Genomic DNA, 21,073 nt, shown 5'->3' on the forward strand with positions numbered 1-21,073 from the left:
CACCCGACACCGCCGGCAGCGGCCCCGTCGCCGGCGGCCACCGGCCCCGGAGACCCGGCGGCGTAGCCGCCCGCCGCGCCCTTCCTCGCGTACGCGGAGCCCGGCAGCTTGTCGCCGTACGCCCTGCTCACCCGCTCCCGGTACGCGGCCAGCGTCGTCCCGTTCGCACCGACCGCCCGCACCGCGTCCTCGTCGAGCGGCAGCACCTTCGTGCCCTTCTGGACGTACCACGCGTCGATCTGCGGCTCGCGGAACACCGTCCCGCCGGGCAGCAGCCGCCCGCCCTGCTCCGCGTAGCGGACCTCGTCGTCGCCGGTGGCGATGTTCACCACCTGCCAGCCGCCGCCCGCCGCGCGCACGCTCCAGAGGGAGGCCGCCCGGCCGTCCGCCGCGACCGCCTTGCTCGCGTGGAACTCGACCCGGGCCACCGGCGCCCCCGGTTTCCCGGCGACGAAGTCGGGCGACAGGATCCGCACCGGCACCGAGGCGCCTTCGATACGGGGCCGCTCAGCCGCCCGCGCGCGGGCGGCGTCCTGGGCGAGGGCGCCGTCACGGGCGAAGAAGCGGGCCACCGTGTCGAGGGTGCGGGGCGCGGCAGCCGCCTGCTCGGGGCTCGCCGCGGTGGGCAGGGGCCCGGCGTCACCGGCCGGAGCCACCTCGCCCGGCACCGCACCCAACGGCGCCGCACCGAACGGCACCGCACCGACCGGCGCCGCACCACCCCGCACCGCGTCGGCGGACACCGCGTCCGCCGGCGCCGCCCCGAGGAGCACGAGCGTCGCGGCGCCCAGCGCACCGGCACCGACCGCGCGCAGGGCGCGTATGCGTGCGTTCATCGTCGTCACGCCCCGATCCGGTAGAGCGAGTGGGTCCAGGAGAAGGAGTTGTTGTTGACGTACCAGGCGTGCGAGGCCCAGTTGTAGCGGTCACTGGACGGCCACGGATCGCCCCAGTACACCCAGCTGTTGGCGTCGTCGTAGCCGTAGACGACGTGCATGTGCCCGCCGCCGCTCGACCACTGGATCCGGGTCTCGACCGGCCGGTTCGCGTTGATCTCGGTCTGCACGGTCGAGTAGCGCAGCCAGCCGGTCACGTACGAACCGGGGTTGATGCCCGCCCAGCTCAGCCCGTCCTGGACGTTGCCCAGGGTGGCCTGCCAGTTGGGGCAGTCGTACCCCTGCTGCCGGCCGAAGGCGGCGTTGCAGAACTGGTTCTGGCTGTAGTTGCGGCCGAACCAGGTCGCGATGGTGTTGCCGCCGGCCGCCCAGCACCAGTTGGTCTTCTGCTGGGCCTGCATGGTGATGTTCAGCCGCTTGGAGGCGAGGGCGGACACGCCTGCCGTGGTCGCGTCCTCGCCGGTCGGCGCGGCGGACGCCGGGGCGGCGGGGACGAGAAACAGGGCGGCGGTCGCGGCGAGCGCCGCGGGGACCTTTCTCTTGCGCATCGTGCTCATCGTGCTCGTCGTGCGCATCGCGTTCCTCCCGTGGTGGGGATCGGAGGAGTGGGGGTGTGGGGAGTGGGGTGTGGAGGAGAGGAGCGCGTCCGGACGCTGGTCTGGAGCATCGGACGTTGTCCGGATCCGGTCAACACGCTTCAATGCGGGGTGACGGAGAGCTGTGAACGGTGTGACCCGGTTGTGAACAGCCGTCCCCGGTCCACCTGCCCGCCCGCCGCGGCGTCAGCGTGCTCCGCCTCCCCCACCGTGAACGTTCACTGAGGAGTCCTCGTGGGTCACACCGAGGCCGATCTGGCGCAGTTGCTGCACACGGGTCCGTTCCATCTGGCGCTGCGCACGGCGCTCGCGGTGCGCGGTCTTCCGCTCCAACGGGTCCAGCACCATCTGGCGCACCGCGGTGTGAAGGTCGGTGTGACGTCGTTGAGCTACTGGCAGCAGGGAGCCCGGCGGCCGCAGCGGCCGGAGTCCATGAAGGCGGTGCGTGCCCTGGAGGAGTTGCTCCAGCTGCCCGGCAACTCGCTGATCCGGCTGCTCCACGAGGACGCCGCCGCCCGTGACGGCGTCGAGCGCCCGGCGACCCGCTCCTACCGCTCGCTCGTCGAGGCCTCGGGCGTCGTCGAGCGGCTCCTCGCGGAACTGGAGTGCCCGGCGGACGGCGGTCTGCACACCGTGGTCCACCAGGAGCGGGTACGGATAGGGGCCGGTCGCGAGCTGGTCGGGCGGGACTCGCAGCACGTGGTGCGCGCGCACCGGGACGGGATCGACCGCTACCTGGCGATCCACCGGGGCGATCCGGGCTGCGATCCGTCGCGCGTGGAGGTGCGGGCGACGGAGAACTGCCGGACGGGCCGGGTACGGCGGCACGCGGAGACCGGGGTGGTCGTCGCCGAGCTGCTCTTCGACACCCGGCTGCGGGCCGGGGACACCTTCGTCTTCGCGTACGGCTTCGAGGACGGCACGGGCGGCGCGAGCCGGGAGTACGTGCGGGGCTTCAGCTTCGCGGGCGGGCAGTACGTGCTCCAGGTCCGCTTCGACGAGGCGGCCCTGCCGGTCCGCTGCCGGCGCTTCGCCCAGGCCTCGACGGGCGCACCGCGCGGCGGCCGCACCGAGCTCACACTGACCGGCCGGCACCGCGCGGTGCACATCGTGGAGCAGGGAGTACGACCCGGGATCCTGGGCATCGAGTGGGACTGGATCTGAGGCCCTGGCCGGGCCCTGGCCCTGGATGGGCCGGGGCGGGCCGGGCGCGCGCTCAGGCCTTCGGGCCGGCGATCAGCTTGCCGTTCTCGACGCGGACCGGGACCTCCGGGAGCGGCACGGTCGCCGGGCCCTGGAGGGCCTTTCCGGTGGTCACGTCGAAGCGGCTGCCGTGGCAGGGGCAGTTGCCCTCGTTGTTCTCGATCTTGTCCAGGACGCAGCCCGCGTGGGTGCACTGGGCGCTGAAGGCCTTGTACTGACCCTGGGCCGGGCAGTGCACCAGGAGCCGCTGCTCGCGGTAGAGCCTGGCGCCGCCGACCGGGACCTCGTCGGGCGCACCGAGCGCGACCGGGGCGGTCGGCGTGGGGTTCTGGGCGTGGCCGACGTTGGACTCGGTGGAGCAGGCGGCGACACCCAGCCCGGCGGCTCCGGCGAGGGCGGCGCCTTTCAGTACGGTGCGGCGGGTGGACTGGCCGGACATGAGCGCTCCACGGTGACGAAGACGGCGACGGTGTCGGTGTCGGTGTGTCGGATCGGGGACAAGGCGTCCCCAGAAGGGACCGAACCGACGATACCGGCGGGTTCGCGGCCACCGGCGTCCGGGTCCGCACCGGGCCCGCGGGCGGTCCGCGGCCGGGCCGGTCCGGGCCGGTCCGCGGAACCGCTGTCGGCCCGAGCCCGTCATGGGTTACGTTCCGATGCGTGATCGTCGTCGCCGGTGAGTCCCTGATCGACCTGGTTCCCGACCCGGTCCCCGGCGGGGTTCCGGGCGGGGCCCCGGGCGCCTTGGCCCCGCTGCTGCCCCGGCCGGGCGGCGGCCCGTACAACACGGCCGTCGCGCTCGGCCGGATCGGCGCGGACGTGGCCTTCTGCTCGCGCGTCTCGACGGACGCCTTCGGCGAGGTGCTGGTCGAGCGGCTGCGGGCGGCGGGCGTGGCGACGGGGCTCGTGCAGCGCGGACCCGAGCCGACCACCCTGGCGGTCGCCTCGGTGGGACCCGACGGCTCGGCACGCTACGGCTTCTACGTCGAGGGCACGGCGGACCGGTTCTTCGCCCTGCCCGAGCGGCTGCCGGACGGGGTGCGGGCGGTGGCCTTCGGCACCTGCTCGCTGGCCCTGGAGCCGGGCGCGAGCGCGTACGAGGCGCTGCTGCGGCGCTCCTCGCGGGCCGGCGCCCTCACCCTGCTCGACCCGAACGTCCGGCCCGGTCTGATCCCCGACGCGGAGGTCTACCGGGAGCGCTTCGCGGGCTGGCTGTCGTACGTCTCGGTCTTGAAGCTCTCGGAGGAGGACGCCGCGTGGCTGGGCGGCTCTCCTGAGGAGTGGCTGGCCGCCGGTCCGGGCGCGGTGGTCCTGACCCGGGGCGCGGCGGGTCTGACGGTCTTCACCCGTGGGCACGAGGTGTCCGTCCCGGCCGTGCCGGTGCGGGTGGCGGACACGATCGGGGCGGGCGACACGGTGAGCGCGGCGCTGCTGCACGGCCTCGGGGACCGTCCGGTGACGGCCCTGTCGGCTGTGGACTGGCGCGAGCTCCTCGGGTACGCGGCCCGGGCGGCGGCCGTCACCTGTTCCCGTACCGGCGCGGAACCGCCGTACGCCCGGGAGCTGCGGGGCCCGGGAGGAGAGGGCTGACGGCCTGGCGTCCCGCGCCGCCCCGTCTCCGCATGCGCCCGAGGGGGCCGCCCCACCGCCTTCCGGCGGGGCGGCCCCCTCGGGGCGGTGACGGGCGGCTGCCTGTCAGGACTTGCGGGTGCGGGTCGTCGTCTTCTTGGCGGCGGCGGTCGTCTTCTTCGCCGGTGCCGCCTTCTTCGCCGTCGTGGCCTTGCCGGCCGCCGCCGTCTTCTTCGCCGGGGCCTTCTTGGCGCTCCGGGCCGCCGGGACCTTGGCCGGCGCGTCGCTGACGCGGTCGGCGCCCAGGATCTCGCGGAGGAACTTCCCGGTGTGGCTGGCCGGGACGGAGGCGACCTCCTCGGGCGTGCCCTCGGCGACGACGACACCGCCGCCGCTGCCGCCTTCGGGACCCATGTCGATGATCCAGTCCGCGGTCTTGATCACGTCCAGGTTGTGCTCGATGACGATCACCGAGTTGCCCTTGTCGACGAGGCCGGAGAGGACCTTGATCAGCTTCGAGATGTCCTCGAAGTGGAGGCCCGTCGTCGGCTCGTCCAGGACGTAGACCGTGCGGCCCGTGGAGCGCTTCTGGAGCTCGGAGGCGAGCTTGACGCGCTGGGCCTCGCCGCCGGAGAGGGTCGGCGCGGACTGGCCGAGGCGGACGTAGCCCAGGCCGACCTCGGTGAGGGTGCGCAGATGGCGGGAGATCGTCGGGACGGCCTCGAAGAAGCCCAGGGCCTCCTCGATCGGCATGTCCAGGACCTCGGCGATCGACTTGCCCTTGTAATGGACCTCCAGGGTCTCCCGGTTGTAGCGGGCGCCGTGGCAGACCTCGCACGGCACGTAGACGTCCGGGAGGAAGTTCATCTCGATCTTGATGGTGCCGTCGCCGGAGCAGTTCTCGCAGCGGCCGCCCTTGACGTTGAAGGAGAAGCGGCCGGGCAGATAGCCGCGGACCTTGGCCTCCATCGTCTCCGCGAAGAGCTTGCGGACGTGGTCGAAGACGCCGGTGTAGGTCGCCGGGTTCGACCGCGGGGTGCGGCCGATGGGCGACTGGTCGACGTGCACGACCTTGTCGACGAGGTCGTCGCCGTCCACGCGCGTGTGGCGCCCGGGCACCGACCTGGCGCCGTTCAGCTCGCGCGCGAGATGGGTGTAGAGGATGTCGTTGACCAGGGTCGACTTTCCGGATCCCGAGACGCCGGTGACGGCGGTGAGGACGCCCAGCGGGAAGGAGACGTCGATGTCCCGCAGGTTGTTCTCACGGGCGCCGTGCACGGTGAGCCGGCGCGTCGGGTGCACGGGCCGGCGGATGTCCGGGGTGGCGATCGCCCTGCGGCCGGACAGGTACTGCCCGGTCATCGACTCCTCGTTGCCCAGGAGCTCCTTCAGCGGGCCGGAGTGGACGACCTTGCCGCCGTGCTCGCCGGCGCCCGGGCCGATGTCGACGACCCAGTCGGCCACCTTGATGGTGTCCTCGTCGTGCTCGACGACGATGAGCGTGTTGCCCATGTCGCGCAGCCGCACCAGGGTCTCGATGAGCCGGTGGTTGTCGCGCTGGTGGAGACCGATGGACGGCTCGTCGAGCACGTACAGCACGCCGACCAGGCCGGAGCCGATCTGGGTGGCGAGCCGGATGCGCTGGGCCTCGCCGCCGGACAGCGTGCCCGCGGCCCGGTTGAGCGAGAGGTAGTCGAGGCCGACGTCGACGAGGAAGCGCAGCCGCTCGTTGACCTCCTTGAGGACGCGCTCGGCGATCTTCTTGTCGCGGGCGCTGAGGGTGAGCCGGCCGAGGAACTCGGCGCAGTCGCTGATCGACATCGCGGAGACCTCGGCGATGGACTTGTCCATCACGGTGACCGCGAGCACGATCGGCTTCAGCCGGGTGCCCTCGCAGGTGGGGCAGGGCACCTCGCGCATGTAGCCCTCGAAGCGCTCACGGCTGGAGTCGCTCTCGGCCTCGCTGTGCCGCCGCTTCACGAAGGACACGGCGCCCTCGAAGGCGGGCGTGGTGTAGGAGCGCTCGCGGCCGTACCGGTTGCGGTAGCGGACCTCGACCTGGGTCTTGTGGCCGTACATCAGCGCCTTCTTGGCGCGCGCCGGCAGGCCCGCGTACGGGATGTCCGTACGGAAGCCGAGGGCCTGGGAGAGGCCGCCGATGAGCCGGCCGAAGTACTCCTTGGTGTGGCCGTGGGACCAGGGGTGGATGGCGCCCTCGTCGAGCGACCTGTCCTCGTCGGGGACCACCAGCTCGGGGTCGACCTCCATGCGGGTGCCGATGCCGGTGCAGTCCGGGCAGGCGCCGAACGGCGAGTTGAAGGAGAAGGAGCGGGGCTCCAGCTCCTCGAAGGACAGGTCGTCGTACGGGCAGTAGAGGTGCTCCGAGTACATCCGCTCGCGCTCGGGGTCGTCCTCGGGGAGGTCGACGAAGTCGAGCACGACCATGCCTCCGGAGAGGCCGAGCGCGGTCTCCACGGAGTCGGTGAGCCGCCGCTTGGCGCTGTCCTTCACGGTGAGGCGGTCGACGACCACCTCGATGGTGTGCTTCTCCTGCTTCTTCAGGGCCGGCGGCTCGCTGAGCTGGATCGTCTCCCCGTCGACCCGGGCACGGCTGTAGCCCTTGGTCTGGAGGTCGGCGAAGAGGTCGACGAACTCGCCCTTGCGCTCGCGCACCAGCGGCGAGAGCACCTGGAAGCGGCTGCCCTCGGGCAGCTCCAGGACCTTGTCGACGATCGCCTGCGGCGACTGGCGGGAGATCGGCCGGCGGCACTCGGGACAGTGCGGCTTGCCGATGCGGGCGAAGAGCAGCCGGAGGTAGTCGTAGACCTCCGTGATGGTGCCGACCGTGGAGCGCGGGTTGCGCGAGGTCGACTTCTGGTCGATGGAGACGGCCGGGGACAGACCCTCGATGAAGTCGACGTCCGGTTTGTCCATCTGGCCGAGGAACTGCCGGGCGTAGGAGGAGAGCGACTCGACGTACCGACGCTGCCCCTCGGCGAAGATCGTGTCGAACGCGAGGGAGGACTTGCCCGACCCCGAGAGCCCGGTGAAGACGATGAGGGAGTCACGCGGGAGGTCGAGCGAGACGTTCTTGAGGTTGTGCTCGCGAGCGCCACGGACGATGAGACGGTCGGCCACGCCGGTCCGCACCTTTCTTGAGAGAGCGGATGTGCCTGAAAACCCAACAACCAAGGATGCCGGATGCTTCCATCGAGCCTATAGCACGCACATTCGATTTTTGTCCGGCGGCCATCCTCTTCACCCGATCGAGTGGCTGCGCCGGTGCTCCGTCGCAGGTCGGGCCGGTGCGGGCCTGGCCGGAACCGTCCGGGACCGCCTAGGGTCGGCGCCATGATCGACCATCTGCGTGACATCGCCTCCGTGCGCGAGGCGACCGACCGGCTCGTCGAGGCCGTCTCCTCCTGGGACAACGCGGCACTCGCCGAACCGTCACTGCTCCCCGGCTGGACCCGCGGCCACGTCCTGGCCCACCTCTGCCGCAACGCCGACGCCCTCGTGAACGTCCTCCAGGGCCTGCCGATGTACAAGGACGCCGAGACCCGCGACGCCGACATCGAGCGGGACGCCGGCCGGCCGCTGGAAGCCCAGCTCGCCGACCTGCGGGCCACCGCCGACCGCTTCGACAAGGTCTGCGCCGAGCCCGCCGACTGGGAGCGCACGGTGGAGCTGCGCAACGGCGTCACCGACCGGGCCGCCCGCGTGCCCTTCCGCCGCTGGGTCGAGGTGGCCCTGCACCACGTGGACCTGGGCGCCGGCTACGAGCTCGAGGACCTGCCGGACGAGTTCACGACCCGGGAGATCGCGTTCCTCGCCGACCGCTGGTCCGGCCGGCCCGACGTGCCGCCGGTGACCCTGCGCCTCGGGCACGACGAGCACGCCCCCGCCTGGCGCACCGGCGGCACCGAGGGCACCCCGGTCGTCCTGGGCGGCACGGCCGCCGAACTGCTCGGCTGGCTGTCCGGCCGCGGCGACAAGGGCGCCCGCCTCGCCGTCCTCGAAGGCCCCGCCCTCCCCGAGCTCCCGCCCCTGTAACAGCAGTTGCCGCCCCGGCCACCCCACCACCGCTCGACGGCCGGGGCTACGCTGATCCCATGACGTACAGCGGAGCGGTGAAGGTCGGCGGGCCCGCCGACGTGCACGAGCTGACCGACCTCATGATCTCGAAGGTCGCCGTCGGCCCGATGGACAACAACGCGTATCTGCTGCGCTGCCGGGCCACCGGCGAGCAGCTGCTGATCGACGCGGCCGACGAGGCCGGCACCCTCCTCACGCTGATCGGTGACGACGGCATCGCGGGCGTCGTCACCACGCACCGGCACGGCGACCACTGGCAGGCCCTCGCCGAGGTCGTCGCGGCCACCGGCGCCCGCACGTACGCGGGCGCGTACGACGCGGAGGCCATCCCCGTGGGCACCGACGAGCTGGTGGACGACGGTGACACGATCCGCGTGGGCCGGGTCGAGCTGACCGCCCGGCACCTGGTCGGCCACACCCCCGGTTCGATCGCCCTGGTCTACGACGACCCGCACGGCCACCCGCACGTCTTCACCGGGGACTGTCTCTTCCCGGGCGGCGTCGGAAACACGGGGAAGGACCCGGAGGCCTTCGCGAGCCTGATCCACGACGTGCAGACCAAGCTCTTCGACGCGCTCCCCGACGAGACCTGGGTCTACCCGGGCCACGGCAGGGACACCACGCTCGGTGACGAGCGCCCGCACCTGCCGGAGTGGCGCGAGCGCGGCTGGTGACCCCCGCGCGCGGGCGGTGACCCCCGGGCCGCCCCGGTCGCCCCCGTAACCGGGACGGCGCGCGGGTAGTTGGCGCGACATGCACCAGCACGCGCACCAGCACCACGGTCACCCTCCGTCGATGGCGAGGCTCGCCGTGGCCTCGCTCGCCGGCACCGCCATCGAGTTCTTCGACTTCTTCGTCTACGGGACGGCCGCGGCCCTCGTCCTCGGCCCGCTGTTCTTCCCGGGTTTCTCGCCCGTCGCCGGCACCCTGGCCGCCTTCGGCACCTTCGCCGTCGGCTTCCTGTCCCGACCGCTCGGCTCGATCGTCTTCGGCCATGTGGGCGACCGCTACGGGCGGCGCCCGGTGCTGTTCGCCTCGCTGCTGCTGACCGGCTGCGCGACGGTCGCCGTCGGCTGCGTCCCGGCGTACGAGTCGATCGGCGTGGCCGCTCCCGTGCTGCTGCTCGTGCTGCGCTTCCTGCAGGGCCTCGGCCTCGGCGGCGAGTGGGGCGGGGCGGTGCTGCTGACCGCCGAGCACGCTCCGGAGGAGCGGCGGGGCCTGTGGGCGAGCTTCCCGCAGATCGGCCCCGCGGTCGGCTTCCTGCTGGCGAACGGGGTGATGCTGGCGCTGACCGCCGGGCTGAGTGACGCGGACTTCCGCTCCTGGGGCTGGCGGGTCCCGTTCTGGGCCGCGGGCCTGCTCGCCGCCGCGGGACTCGCGCTGCGTTCCTCGCTCGCCGAGACCCCGCAGTTCGAGGAGCTGGCGGCCGAGGGGCGCCGGGCCACCGCACCGCTGTCCGAGGTGGTGCGCGGCCACTGGCGCCTGGTGCTGCTCACCGCCGGCGCGCTGGCCGTCGGCTACGCCGTGTTCTACACGGTCTCGACCTGGGCGCTGGCCTACGGCACCGAGCGGCTCGGGGTGTCCAGCACGGTGATGCTGACGTGCGTGATGGCGGCGGTGGCGGTCAAGGGCGCGGCGACGCCCTTCTTCGCGGTGCTGGGCGACCGGCACGGCCGCCGGACGCTGTGCCTGGCGGGCTGCGCGGCCTCGGCACTGTGGATGTTCCCGATGGTGGCGCTCCTGCACACCGCACGCCCGCTGCTGATGTTCCTGGGCTTCCTCGGTTCGCTGCTCGCCTTCATGACGATGTTCGCCGTCGTGGCCGCGTATCTGCCCGAGCTGTACGAGCCGAGGGTGCGCTGCACGGGCGCGGCCGTCGGCTACAACCTGGCGGGCGTGCTGGGCGGGGCGCTCACACCGATCGTGGCGACGGCGGTCTCGGACGGCGGCTCGGGCCCGCCGTGGGGCGTGGCGGCCTATCTGACGGTGGTGGCCCTGGTGAGCCTGGGCTGCTTCGCACTGCTTCCGGAGACGCTCCCGGCACGGTCGGCGGCACCGGAGCCGGAGCGCGCGCCCGCCTAGCGGATCTCCGATTGCGGCTACGGATCGCTCTTCCTATGTTGCGGACAGTAGCCGCGCTCGCCCTCGGAGGCCTCGTTGTCCAGACTCGCCGTTCTCGCCGCCGCGACCGGAGCGGTCGCGGCGGTCGTCGCCGTCCCGGCCACCGCGCAGGCCCTGGAGTTCGTCCCGTGCAGCGCGACGGCGCTGCGGAACGCCATCACCAGGGCGAACACGACCCCGGGCCCCGCCACGCTCTACCTGTCGTACGGCTGCACGTATCAGCTCACCGTGGAGGACAACCCCGGGAACGGGCTGCCGGCCGTCACGAGCGAGATCGACGTCATCGGCAACAGGAGCACCATCCGGCGGGCGTCGACGACGGTCAACTTCCGGATCTTCGAGGTCAGGGGACCGGGCGGCGACCTCACCCTGCGGAACCTCACCGTGCGGGACGGCCGGTCGACGTCCGGCGGCGCGGGCGGCGGCGGCATCGCCGTCGCCTTCGGCAGCCGTGCCACTCTCGACAACGTCGAGGTCACCCGCAACCAGGCACTGGCCACCGGCCCGGGAGGCGGCATCGTGGCCGGCGGCACGCTCGTCCTGCGCAACAGCACGGTGAGCTACAACATCGCGCAGGACAACGGCGGTGGCGTGTTCGCGAACGGCCCCCTGACCCTGTCGAACACCACGGTCACAGGCAACACGGCGCGGGCCCAGGCGGGCGGAATCGACGTGCACGAGACACTGGTCGCCACGAACAGCCGGGTGACCGACAACTCCGACAGGGAGGGCGCGGGCGGCATCCAGGTCCGCGAGGGCGCGGCGGCCACGCTCACCGACACGCTCGTCCGAGGCAACACCACGGCGCGGAACAGCGGCGGTGGCGGTGCGGCCGGCGGAATCGTCAACCTGGGCTCTCTGAGCCTCGAACGGACCACCGTGTTCGCGAACAGGGCGCTCGGCAGCGACAGCCAGGCCGGCGGGATCTACAACCTCGGCGCCACCGCCTCCGCGACCCTCAGGAACAGCTCGGTGACCCACAACCTCTCCGGCACGGCGGCGGAGTCCGCCGGAGGCGTCTACAACTCCGGCGGAACCGTGTCCCTCACCGCGACGCCGGTGACGGACAACCTGCCCTCCAACTGCGCCCCCAGCAGCCCCGCCGTCGCCGGTTGCACGGGCTGACGCGCGGGGCCGCGCCCGGATCACCGGGGAGCGTCAGGCCTCGACGCTCTCCCGCTCCGGACCCTCGAGCGACTCGGCCGCCTCGCGCCGCGCCTGCTTCCTCGACGCGATCAGGCTGGTGATCGTGGTGACGACCAGGACGCCGCAGATGACGGCGAGCGAGAACGGGATGGAGATCTCGGGGACGTGCACCCCGGACTCGTGCAGGGCGTGCAGCACCAGCTTGACGCCGATGAAGCCGAGGATCACCGACAGGCCGTAGCTGAGGTGGACCAGCTTCTTCAGCAGTCCGCCGATGAGGAAGTACAGCTGTCGCAGGCCCATGAGGGCGAAGGCGTTGGCGGTGAAGACGATGTACGGGTCCTGGGTGAGGCCGAAGATCGCCGGGATGGAGTCGAGGGCGAACAGCACGTCGGTGGTGCCGATCGCGAGCATGACGACCATCAGCGGGGTCAGCACGCGCTTGCCCTTGTCGCGGATGAAGAGCTTGGTGCCGTGGTAGCGGTCGGCGACGCCGAACTTCTTCTCGACGGTCTTGAGCAGACGGTTCTCCTCGAACTCGTCCTCCTCCTCGTCGGAGCGCGCCTCCTGGATGAGCTTCCAGGCGGTGTAGATGAGGAACGCGCCGAACAGGTAGAAGACCCAGGAGAAGCTGGCGATGATCGCCGCGCCGGCGGCGATGAAGACCGCGCGGAGCACCAGGGCGATGAGCACGCCGACGAGCAGCACCCGCTGCTGGAGGTGGGAGGGCACCGAGAACTTCGCCATGATCAGGACGAAGACGAAGAGGTTGTCGACGCTGAGCGACTTCTCGGTGATGAAGCCGGCGAAGAACTCGCCCGAGGCCTGGCTCTCGCCGAAGACCATCAGACCGACGCCGAACAGTGCCGCGAGGACGATCCAGACGACCGTCCATATCCCGGCTTCCTTGACCGACACGTCATGGGGCTTGCGCCCGATGAAGAAGTCGACCGCGATCAGGGCGCCCAGACCGAGAATGGTCAGCACCCACAGGGTCACAGAAACGTCCACTGCGCCTCCGGCTCGTACGGCTGCCCGAAGCAGCCTCTCGTTGCCGGAGGTCTCTTCCACCCGGGACGGCCCGGGCCGACGCCCCGGGACCAGGTGTCCGACCTGTCCGTATTGACGGGTGCGCCGCGATAGGGAGTACTCCCCTCCGTACCGAGAACAGTACCCGAAGGACCAAGAAAAGGTAAAGGGACAGGTAAAGCAGACCCAAAACCGCTGGTCAGCGACTTCCTGGCCCCCACTGCCCACGGGCGTCGGTCAGCTGGCCGAGCACCTGCCGCAGCACCGCGCTCCCCGCCGGGAAGGAAGGCGGCTCGTACGTCCAGGCATGACCCACCCAGGGATCGGCGAGGTGGTCGTCCGGGACCGGGGTGAGGCGCATGAGGGAGCGCCACAGCGGGTCGAGCACCGGCCCGTACGCCGCCGCGTCGGCCCGGTCCGCGACCATCAGGAGCTGGGTGCCGACAGCCGGGCCCTCGTCGGCCAGGTAGCGCAGCTGGTTGACCGCCCGGTCGTCGAAGCCGTGCGGGAAATCGTGCACGACGAGGAGTTCCTCGGCGGTGTCCAGGCCGGGCGGCAGGTCCTCGTCGGCGCCGGCCCGCGCCGCCATCTGCAGCAGGTCGACCCGCTCGGTGAGCTGGGTCAGGACGGCCGAGACCCCGGCCGCGCCGGCGGCGGGCGGACCGGCGAGCACCCCGGCCCCGACGAGCGGGGCGAAGGCGGCCGCTCCGGCGCCCGCCGCGTCGATCACTCGGACCCGGAAGGATCCCGCCGGGTGCACGGCGAGCAGCCGCGCCACGTGGGCGACGGCGCTGTCCAGGGCGAGCCGGCGCAGCTCGGCCTCGTCGAGCAGCCCGGCGGCCGCCGACTGGCCGCGGCCCGAGTCCACCCAGAGCCCGCGGGCGAGCGGCAGGCGGGCCAGGAACGGGATGCGCAGGTCCGTGCGCTCGGGGAGGTGGAGGTCGCCGAGGCGGACGGCCATCGGCGGTTCCATGGGCACCCGGTAGGCCTGCCAGACCGGGCTGTCCCAGCGGGCGTAGGCGGCGGGCAGTGCGGGCTCGACCACCTCGGACTCGGCGGCGAGCTGGGCGAGGTCGCGGTCCAGGACCTCCTGGGCGCGGGCCGTGAGCTCGTCGTGCTTGGCCTTGGCGGCGGCCCTGGCGGCGTCGCCCGCGCCGCCGATCCGGCTGCGCGGGTCGGACAGGACCCGGTCGAGCTCCTGGTCGAGCCGGTTCTCGGCGAAGCGGCAGGCACTGCGGTACGCGGCGGTGGCGCGGGCCAGGTCCTCGAACATGCCCCACACCTGGTTGTAGAGCCGCTCGTCCATGGACCAGCCCGCGGCGTCGCCGGCGACCGGCGCCGGGAAGCCCTCCGGCGCGGAGGCCGCCTCCTGGCCCGGTCCCTGGGGTCCGCCGGCGGGGCGCGGAGCGGGCGCGGGAGCCGGGCGGCGGCTCGGGTGGGTGTAGTCGATGGGGCCCCCGGCGGCGGGGGGAGCCGGTGGGACGGGAGGCTGGGCGGGGGCCTGGGCCGGGACCGGCGGCTGGGCCGGGGTCTGGGCCCGGGGCGGGGTGGCCGGCGGAACCGGCGGCTGCGCCGGGCCCGGAGCGGCCTGGTGGGCGTGTTCGCCGTCGGGGAGCCGGTCGGCGTCGGGGACGCGCGACGGCGGCGCCGCGACCGAGCGGGCCAGACCCTGGGCGACCGCGTCGAGGGCGGAACCGGCGAGTTCGGCCGGGCGGTCGAGGCCCTGGTCGGCGAGGAGTGCGGCGAGCCCGCCCTCGTAGCCCTGGCCGACGGCCCGCACCTTCCAGGCGCCCTGGCGGCGGTAGAGCTCCAGGGCGACGAGCGCGGACTCCCGGTCGAGGCCGGTGATCGTGTAGTCGGCGACGGCCGTGCCGTCGGGGCCCGTCACGGTGACGACCGGTGCGGCCGAGGCGCCGAAACGGGTGGGGCCGCCCGTGCCGAGGGGCAGGGCGAGCAGCACGGAGACCCGGTGGACGGTGTCCCGCACCGCCTCCAGGTCGACCGCGAGCCGGTGCGCGGTGGCGGCCTGCCGGGGCACCTCGACCCCGGGCAGGGCCGCGGATCCGGGGTGGGCGACGGCCTCGGGGCCGGCGACGCGGCCCTCCTCGTCGCCCAGGGCGGCCGCGGCGAGGACCGGATGACCGGCCGAGACCCGGATCTCCAGGCAGGTGTGGGGCAGGGGGTGGTTCTGCCCCCGGACCAGCTCGGCGGTCATCTGCTCCGTCTCTCCGTACGAACGTGGGCGCGACTGCGCCGGGTTACAGGACCGGGAAGATGGCCGGCATCAGGTCCTGGAAGGTGCGGCCGTTGGCCGCGTTGCCCAGGGCGGTCATCTGCCAGCCGGAACCGGCCCGGTGCACCTTGGCCATGATCTGGGCGGTGTAGTTGCCGCCGCCGTCGAGCGTGTAGCGGGCGAGCTCCTGGCCGTTGGTCTCGTCCACGATGCGGCAGAACGCGTTCTGCACTTCCTGGAAGGTCTGGCCGGTGAAGGAGTTCACCGTGAAGACGATCGCGTCGATGTGGACGGGGACCCGCTGGAGGTCCACCAGGATCGCCTCGTCGTCGCCGCCCTGGCCGACGCCGCCGACCAGGTTGTCGCCGGTGTGACGGACGGAGCCGTCGTCGCTCACCAGGTGGCGGAAGAACACCACGTCCACCGGCTGCTTGTCGGCGAAGAGCACGGCGGAGGCGTCCAGGTCGATCTCGCGGGTGCGCGAGCCGAACAGTCCGCGGCGGGGCGCCGCCTGCCAGCCCAGCCCCATGCGCACGGACGTGAGACTGCCTCCGCCCTGCTTCTCCAGGTTGATGGCCTGTCCCTTGGTCATGTTGACCGTCACGCGCTGCCCCTCTCATCGGTGTGAGCAGCACCCTACGCAGGGGGACTGACAACGTGCCCGGAGAGGCCCGGTTTTGTGTCGGTCTTGCAACACACGGAGCCGCCTCCGGGCCCCTCGCAGGGGGTTACCGGCGGACACACGACCGGGTGTCCGCCGGTGCGGCCGGCCGGGGCCGTCAGGCCATCCCGGCCTCCTTCATCTGGCGCAGCTCCTTCTTGAGTTCCGAGACCTCGTCGCGGAGCCGGGCGGCGACCTCGAACTGGAGCTCGGCGGCGGCGGCGCGCATCCGCTCGGTCATCTCCTCGATGATCCCGGCCAGTCGGGCCGCCGGACGGTCGCCGAGCTCGACGGTCGAACCGGCCTTGGCCCCCTTGCCCTTCGGCGCGTGGGCGGCCAGCGACGGCACCGGGGACTTGGCGCCCTTGCCGTCCTTCCCGCCCTTGCGGTAGCCGGTGCCGAGCAGCTCCTCGGTGTCGATCTCCTCGCGGGCGATGGTCGCCACGATGTCGTTGATCTTCTTGCGGAGCGGCTGCGGGTCGATCCCGTTGGCCTTGTTGTACGCGATCTGCTTCTCGCGGCGCCGGTTGGTCTCGTCGATGGCCTGGGCCATCGCCGGGGTGACGGTGTCGGCGTACATGTGGACCTGGCCGGAGACGTTACGGGCGGCGCGGCCGATGGTCTGGATGAGCGAGGTCCCGGAGCGCAGGAAGCCCTGCTTGTCGGCGTCGAGGATGGCGACCAGGGAGACCTCGGGAAGGTCGAGGCCCTCACGGAGCAGGTTGATGCCGACCAGGACGTCGTACTCGCCGGAGCGCAGCTCGCGGAGCAGCTCGATGCGGCGCAGGGTGTCGACGTCGCTGTGCAGGTAGCGGACCTGGATGCCGAGCTCCAGGAAGTAGTCCGTGAGGTCCTCGGCCATCTTCTTGGTGAGGGTGGTGACCAGGACGCGCTCGTCGCGCTCGGTGCGCAGCCGGATCTCGTGCACCAGGTCGTCGATCTGGCCCTCGGTGGGCTTGACGACGACCTCGGGGTCGACGAGGCCGGTCGGGCGGATGATCTGCTCGACGAAGCCGTCGGAGCGGGACAGCTCGTAGGTGCCGGGAGTGGCGGACAGGTAGACGGTCTGGCCGATCCGCTCCTGGAACTCCTCCCACTTCAGCGGCCGGTTGTCGAGCGCCGAGGGCAGCCGGAAGCCGTGGTCGACGAGGGTGCGCTTGCGGGAGGCGTCGCCCTCGTACATGGCGCCGATCTGCGGGACGGTGACGTGCGACTCGTCGATGACGAGCAGGAAGTCCTCGGGGAAGTAGTCGAGGAGGGTGTTGGGCGGGGAGCCGGGCTCGCGGCCGTCGAAGTGCATCGAGTAGTTCTCGATGCCGGAGCAGGAGCCGATCTGGCGCATCATCTCGATGTCGTACGTGGTGCGCATCCGCAGCCGCTGGGCCTCCAGGAGCTTGCCCTGCTTCTCCAGCTCCTTGAGGCGCTCCTCCAGCTCGCGCTCGATGTCGTTGACCGCCCGCTCCATGCGCTCGGGGCCCGCGACGTAGTGGCTGGCGGGGAAGACGTACAGCTGCCGGTCGTCGCTGATGACCTCGCCGGTGAGCGGGTGGAGCGTGGAGAGCGCCTCGATCTCGTCGCCGAACATCTCGATGCGGACGGCGAGCTCCTCGTAGACCGGGAAGATCTCGATGGTGTCGCCGCGGACCCGGAAGGTGCCGCGGGTGAACGCCAGGTCGTTGCGGGTGTACTGGATGTCGACGAAGCGGCGCAGCAGCTGGTCGCGGTCGATCTCGTCGCCCACCTTGAGCGCGACCATGCGGTCCACGTACTCCTGCGGGGTGCCGAGGCCGTAGATGCAGGAGACGGAGGCGACCACGACGACGTCGCGGCGGGTGAGCAGCGAGTTGGTGGCGGAGTGGCGCAGCCGCTCGACCTCCTCGTTGATGGAGGAGTCCTTCTCGATGTAGGTGTCCGACTGCGGGACGTACGCCTCGGGCTGGTAGTAGTCGTAGTACGAGACGAAGTACTCGACCGCGTTGTTCGGCAGGAGCTCGCGGAACTCGTTCGCCAGCTGGGCGGCCAGCGTCTTGTTCGGCGCCATGACCAGGGTGGGGCGCTGGAGCTTCTCGATCATCCAGGCGGTGGTCGCCGATTTGCCGGTGCCGGTGGCGCCGAGCAGCACGACGTCCTTCTCGCCCGCGCCGACGCGCCGCTCGAGCTCGGCGATGGCGGCGGGCTGGTCGCCGCTGGGCTGGTAGGGGCTGACGACCTCGAAGGGCGCCACCGTACGTTCGATCTTGGAAACGGGCCGCATGCCACCACCGTACGACCCGCCGCTGACAGCCGGGGGTGATCGGCCCGGCGCCGGGCCGCGACCGGCCCTCCCCCGGGTCCCCCGCGGCCCGCTACCAGTCCTGGGAGCGGTACGTGCCGCGCTGGGCGCTCCGGCGGCCGGAGCGTGCGGCGGGCCGGGTGGAGGACCAGTTCGCGGGTTCCCCGTAGGCCGGGGTGCGGCGCGGGGTCGAGACGCCGGGCGCTCCGTGGCGGTGCCCGCCGCGGGCGACGGGCCGCTGCCAGTCGGGCTCGCCCATGACGAGCAGCGGGTCGAACATGACGACGACGGCGGCGAGCAGCAGGAAGACGCCGGGGCCGATCAGCATCGGCAGCAGCAGCGAGGTGGCGGTGTCCCCGGTGCCGGGCTCCGGGGTGCCGTGCAGGGTGACGTCGACGGCCGCCATGGCGGTGTAGTGCATGCCGCTGACGGCGAGCCCCATGACGAGGCTCGCGCCGAGGCTGGCCAGGAAGCCGTGGACGGAGACGGCGGCCCACAGGGCGGCGGTGGCGGCCACGACGGCGATGACCACGGAAAGGGCGACGGTGAGGGTGTCATAGGTGATCTGGCCGTGCAGCCGCATGCCGGCCATGCCCAGATAGTGCATGGTGGCGACGCCGAGCCCGGTGATGGTGCCGCCGGTGACCAGGGTGAGGGCGGTCGCGCCGCGGTAGCCGACGATGAAGATGCCGATGCCCACCATGAGGATGGCGACGCCGAGGCTGGCGAAGGTGATGGGCCGGTCGTAGCCGACCGGCGCCTGCTGGACGGAGAAGCCCATCATGGCGATGAAGTGCATGGTCCAGATGCCGGTGCCGATGGAGGTGGCGCCGAGCGCGAGCCAACCAACCTTGAAGGTGTCGCGGTGCCGCAGCGACCTGGTGGTGCAGCGCAGGCCCAGGGCTCCGCCGAGGCAGGCCATGAGGAAGGCGGCCACCGGCGTGACCAGTCCGTAGCTGAATCCGTCGACCGTGCCCTGCATGAGCGTCCGTCCTCCACCCCGTGGTGCAACGTCGTCCGAAAACAGTCGGTACCGCTGAGTAGTGCTACCGGATTATGGCGCCCACCACGGCCGTCCGGCCATGGGGTCCTCGAATTGGGCGACCACTGTCGGTGCCGGGTCGTACCGTGGGCCGCATGGAACACGAGACGGCGCGGACGGACCGCGTCACCGGACGGGTGGAGTGGGCCGTGCTGCCCAGTACGGTCGGTCCCCTGCTGCTCGCCGCGACGGACCGCGGGTTGGTGAACGTGACGTTCCACGCGGAGGGGCGGGTGCGCGAGCGCGCCCTGGAGCGGCTGGCCGGAGTGCTCCGCGCGGAGCTCGTGGCAGACGGATCCGGCCGCCTCGCCGAGCCGGTACGGCAGCTCACGGCCTATTTCGACGGGGAGCTGCGGAGCTTCGACGTCAAGCTCGACTGGTCGCTGGTGACCGGATTCAACCGTCAGGTGCTGCGCGAACTCGCGGACTCCGTCCCGTACGGGACGGTCGTGGGGTATGGGGAGCTGGCCCGCCGGGTGGGCCAGCCGACGGCGGCGCAGGCGGTGGGGACGGCGATGGGCGCCAATCCGCTGCCGCTGGTGGTGCCCTGCCACCGGGTCGTGGAGAGCGACGGCGGCATCGGCGGCTTCGGCGGCAGCGTGGAGACCAAGCGCCGGTTGCTGGCCCTGGAGGGCGTACTGCCGGAGCCGTTGTTCTGAGCTGCCGCCCGTAGGCGGCGCTGTCCGAGGGTCCGACTGCTGGTCCGACTGCCGTCCGCGGGCGCTGTCCGAGCCGTCGTGGGCCGGGGTTGCGGGCGGTGGGGAGTCGCTGCGCCGGGCCCGGGGGCGGACGGCCGGGGGCGGACGACTGGGGGCGGAAAGCCGGGGCGTTCCCACATGGTGGGACGGCTGGCACTATGCGTAAGTGACCCACAGCTCGGACGCTCCTGACGCCCTGCGCGCACCCGCCTCGCCCGATATACCCCACACCCCCAACACATCGGCGATACCCGGCCTGCCCTCCCCCGACCGGCTCCCCGCCCTCCGGCGGCGGATCCAGGCGGTGCTGATCGCGACCCAGATCCTCGGCGGGCTCGGCATCGCCATCGGCGTCGCGCTCGCCGCCGTCCTCGCCAAGGACGTCAGCGGTACGGAGGCGCTGTCGGGTCTCGCGTCGACCGCCACGGTCGCCGGGCCGGCGCTGCTCGCGATGCCGCTGGCCTCGCTGATGGCCCGCCGCGGGCGACGCGGCGGACTGGTCCTCGCGTACCTGGTCGGGGCGTTCGGCGCGGGCGTCGTGGTCCTCGGCTCCGTCCTCGGCAGCTTCCCGCTCCTCCTCGCCGGGCTCGTCGGCTTCGGAGCGGGCTCCTCGGCCAATCTGGCCGCCCGGTTCGCGGCGGCCGACCTCGCCGAGCCCGACCGGCGGGCCCGGGCCATCTCGACCGTCGTGTGGGCCACCACCATCGGCGCCGTCCTCGGCCCGAACGTCGCCGCTCCGGCCGGCCGCAGCGTGTCCGGCCTCGGCATCCCCGCCGCGGCCGGACCCTTCGTGTGGGCGTCCGGCGTCTTCGTCGTCGCCGCCGTGACGGTGGCGCTGCTGCTGCGCCCCGACCCACTGCTGACCGCGCGGGCGCTCGCGGGCCCGGAGGAGGCCGAGGACGCCGACGGCCGCTCCCTGAAGGCCGGGCTGCGTGCCGTACGGGCGTCCTCACGGGCCCGGCTGGCCCTGGTGACCGTGGCGGGCTCGCACACGGCGATGGTGTCGATCATGTCGATGACGCCGGTCGCGCTCAGCCACCACGGCGCCGACATCCGGCTGATCGGCCTGGTGATCAGTGGTCACATCGCCGGCATGTACGCGTTCTCGCCCGTGATGGGCTGGCTGTCCGACCGGCTCGGGCGGCTCACGGTGATCGGCCTCGCGGTCGCGCTGATCTCCACGGCCGCGCTGCTCGCGGGCACGGCCGGAGCCGGCCACGGGCAGGTCGCGCTCGGCCTGTTCGTCCTGGGCCTCGGCTGGTCGGCGGGCCTGGTCTCCGGCTCGGCCCTGCTGACCGACTCCGTCCCGCAGGCGGCCAGGGCGGCCGTCCAGGGGCTCTCGGACTTCATCATGAACACCTCGGCCGGTCTCGGCGGCCTCGCCGCCGGCCTGATCGTCTCCCAGGCGGGATACGGCTGGTTGAACGTCGTCGGCGCGTGCCTGCTGCTGCCGATGACGGTGCTGGTGCTGCGCGGCGCGTTGCGGCGCGCCTGACGCGGGGCGGCGGCCGG

17 protein-coding genes are annotated in these 21,073 nt (G+C 72.5%); 8 read left to right on the forward strand and 9 right to left on the reverse strand.

The window, feature by feature from the left end; translation table 11 throughout:
* Positions 1-836 (reverse strand): hypothetical protein (locus ESG85_RS01655; RefSeq protein ID WP_246094766.1); only part of this gene is annotated, 836 nt, incomplete at its 3' end.
* 5 nt (positions 837-841) lie between these two features.
* Positions 842-1,444 carry a papain-like cysteine protease family protein gene (locus ESG85_RS01660; RefSeq protein WP_128976204.1) on the reverse strand — a complete coding sequence of 201 codons (603 nt, stop codon included), beginning with the start codon at positions 1,442-1,444 and terminating at the stop codon, positions 842-844.
* 282 nt (positions 1,445-1,726) lie between these two features.
* Between ESG85_RS01660 and ESG85_RS01665 the strand changes: the two genes are divergently transcribed.
* Positions 1,727-2,656: a hypothetical protein gene (locus ESG85_RS01665; RefSeq protein WP_128976205.1), complete on the forward strand. Its 930-nt coding sequence runs from the start codon at positions 1,727-1,729 to the stop codon at positions 2,654-2,656.
* A gap of 52 nt (positions 2,657-2,708) precedes the next feature.
* Here the strand turns inward: ESG85_RS01665 and ESG85_RS01670 are convergent, their stop codons facing one another.
* The gene (locus ESG85_RS01670; RefSeq protein ID WP_128976206.1) at positions 2,709-3,134 is read right to left on the reverse strand and encodes a Rieske (2Fe-2S) protein; all 426 of its coding nucleotides are present in this window, start codon (positions 3,132-3,134) and stop codon (positions 2,709-2,711) included.
* Positions 3,135-3,355: 221 nt separating this feature from the next.
* Between ESG85_RS01670 and ESG85_RS01675 the strand changes: the two genes are divergently transcribed.
* Positions 3,356-4,285 (forward strand): carbohydrate kinase family protein, encoded by a 930-nt coding sequence (locus ESG85_RS01675; RefSeq protein ID WP_128976207.1) that lies wholly within the window; start codon positions 3,356-3,358, stop codon positions 4,283-4,285.
* A 105-nt stretch (positions 4,286-4,390) separates the two neighbouring features.
* Here ESG85_RS01675 and uvrA read toward each other — a convergent pair whose 3' ends face one another.
* Positions 4,391-7,402, reverse strand: coding sequence for an excinuclease ABC subunit UvrA (uvrA, locus tag ESG85_RS01680; RefSeq protein WP_128976208.1), 3,012 nt, complete (start codon positions 7,400-7,402; stop codon positions 4,391-4,393).
* A gap of 213 nt (positions 7,403-7,615) precedes the next feature.
* Here uvrA and ESG85_RS01685 point away from each other — a divergent pair, with 213 nt between their 5' ends.
* The 4 genes from ESG85_RS01685 to ESG85_RS01700 all read left to right on the forward strand — a co-directional run bounded on the left by ESG85_RS01685 (position 7,616) and on the right by ESG85_RS01700 (position 11,605).
* A complete protein-coding gene (locus ESG85_RS01685) occupies positions 7,616-8,317 on the forward strand; it encodes a maleylpyruvate isomerase family mycothiol-dependent enzyme (RefSeq protein WP_128976209.1) in 702 nt (233 codons plus the stop codon).
* Between the two features lie 59 nt (positions 8,318-8,376).
* On the forward strand, positions 8,377-9,033 hold the full coding sequence (locus ESG85_RS01690; protein ID WP_128976210.1) for an MBL fold metallo-hydrolase: 657 nt from the start codon (positions 8,377-8,379) through the stop codon (positions 9,031-9,033).
* Between the two features lie 121 nt (positions 9,034-9,154).
* Positions 9,155-10,441 (forward strand): MFS transporter, encoded by a 1,287-nt coding sequence (locus tag ESG85_RS01695; protein WP_128976211.1) that lies wholly within the window; start codon positions 9,155-9,157, stop codon positions 10,439-10,441.
* Between the two features lie 75 nt (positions 10,442-10,516).
* A complete protein-coding gene (locus ESG85_RS01700) occupies positions 10,517-11,605 on the forward strand; it encodes a right-handed parallel beta-helix repeat-containing protein (RefSeq protein WP_128976212.1) in 1,089 nt (362 codons plus the stop codon).
* A 33-nt stretch (positions 11,606-11,638) separates the two neighbouring features.
* Here the strand turns inward: ESG85_RS01700 and ESG85_RS01705 are convergent, their stop codons facing one another.
* The 5 genes from ESG85_RS01705 to ESG85_RS01725 all read right to left on the reverse strand — a co-directional run bounded on the left by ESG85_RS01705 (position 11,639) and on the right by ESG85_RS01725 (position 18,803).
* Positions 11,639-12,637 (reverse strand): TerC family protein, encoded by a 999-nt coding sequence (locus tag ESG85_RS01705; protein WP_128976213.1) that lies wholly within the window; start codon positions 12,635-12,637, stop codon positions 11,639-11,641.
* 217 nt (positions 12,638-12,854) lie between these two features.
* Positions 12,855-14,870 (reverse strand): TerD family protein, encoded by a 2,016-nt coding sequence (locus ESG85_RS01710; protein ID WP_128976214.1) that lies wholly within the window; start codon positions 14,868-14,870, stop codon positions 12,855-12,857.
* A 43-nt stretch (positions 14,871-14,913) separates the two neighbouring features.
* On the reverse strand, positions 14,914-15,492 hold the full coding sequence (locus ESG85_RS01715) for a TerD family protein (RefSeq protein ID WP_128976215.1): 579 nt from the start codon (positions 15,490-15,492) through the stop codon (positions 14,914-14,916).
* 175 nt (positions 15,493-15,667) lie between these two features.
* Positions 15,668-17,803 carry an excinuclease ABC subunit UvrB gene (gene uvrB / locus ESG85_RS01720; protein WP_128976216.1) on the reverse strand — a complete coding sequence of 712 codons (2,136 nt, stop codon included), beginning with the start codon at positions 17,801-17,803 and terminating at the stop codon, positions 15,668-15,670.
* Between the two features lie 91 nt (positions 17,804-17,894).
* Complete coding sequence (locus ESG85_RS01725) at positions 17,895-18,803, reverse strand: MHYT domain-containing protein (protein WP_128976217.1); 909 nt, start codon at positions 18,801-18,803, stop codon at positions 17,895-17,897.
* Positions 18,804-18,958: 155 nt separating this feature from the next.
* Between ESG85_RS01725 and ESG85_RS01730 the strand changes: the two genes are divergently transcribed.
* Positions 18,959-19,522, forward strand: coding sequence for a methylated-DNA--[protein]-cysteine S-methyltransferase (locus tag ESG85_RS01730; RefSeq protein ID WP_128976218.1), 564 nt, complete (start codon positions 18,959-18,961; stop codon positions 19,520-19,522).
* A gap of 259 nt (positions 19,523-19,781) precedes the next feature.
* Positions 19,782-21,056 (forward strand): MFS transporter, encoded by a 1,275-nt coding sequence (locus ESG85_RS01735; protein ID WP_181018934.1) that lies wholly within the window; start codon positions 19,782-19,784, stop codon positions 21,054-21,056.
* Positions 21,057-21,073: the final 17 nt, after the last annotated feature.

The sequence above is a fragment of the Streptomyces roseicoloratus genome, from assembly GCF_004117935.1.
In the GTDB taxonomy this organism is placed as follows: domain Bacteria; phylum Actinomycetota; class Actinomycetes; order Streptomycetales; family Streptomycetaceae; genus Streptomyces; species Streptomyces roseicoloratus.

Coding starts and splice junctions, on each gene's coding strand:
- ESG85_RS01660 (WP_128976204.1), bottom strand. CDS start 1,444: ATGCGCAAGAGAAAGGTCCCCGCGGCGCTCGCCGCGACCGCCGCCCTG.
- ESG85_RS01670 (WP_128976206.1), bottom strand. CDS start 3,134: ATGTCCGGCCAGTCCACCCGCCGCACCGTACTGAAAGGCGCCGCCCTC.
- ESG85_RS01685 (WP_128976209.1), top strand. CDS start 7,616: ATGATCGACCATCTGCGTGACATCGCCTCCGTGCGCGAGGCGACCGAC.
- ESG85_RS01690 (WP_128976210.1), top strand. CDS start 8,377: ATGACGTACAGCGGAGCGGTGAAGGTCGGCGGGCCCGCCGACGTGCAC.
- ESG85_RS01695 (WP_128976211.1), top strand. CDS start 9,155: ATGGCGAGGCTCGCCGTGGCCTCGCTCGCCGGCACCGCCATCGAGTTC.
- ESG85_RS01710 (WP_128976214.1), bottom strand. CDS start 14,870: ATGACCGCCGAGCTGGTCCGGGGGCAGAACCACCCCCTGCCCCACACC.
- uvrB (WP_128976216.1), bottom strand. CDS start 17,803: ATGCGGCCCGTTTCCAAGATCGAACGTACGGTGGCGCCCTTCGAGGTC.
- ESG85_RS01725 (WP_128976217.1), bottom strand. CDS start 18,803: ATGCAGGGCACGGTCGACGGATTCAGCTACGGACTGGTCACGCCGGTG.
- ESG85_RS01730 (WP_128976218.1), top strand. CDS start 18,959: ATGGAACACGAGACGGCGCGGACGGACCGCGTCACCGGACGGGTGGAG.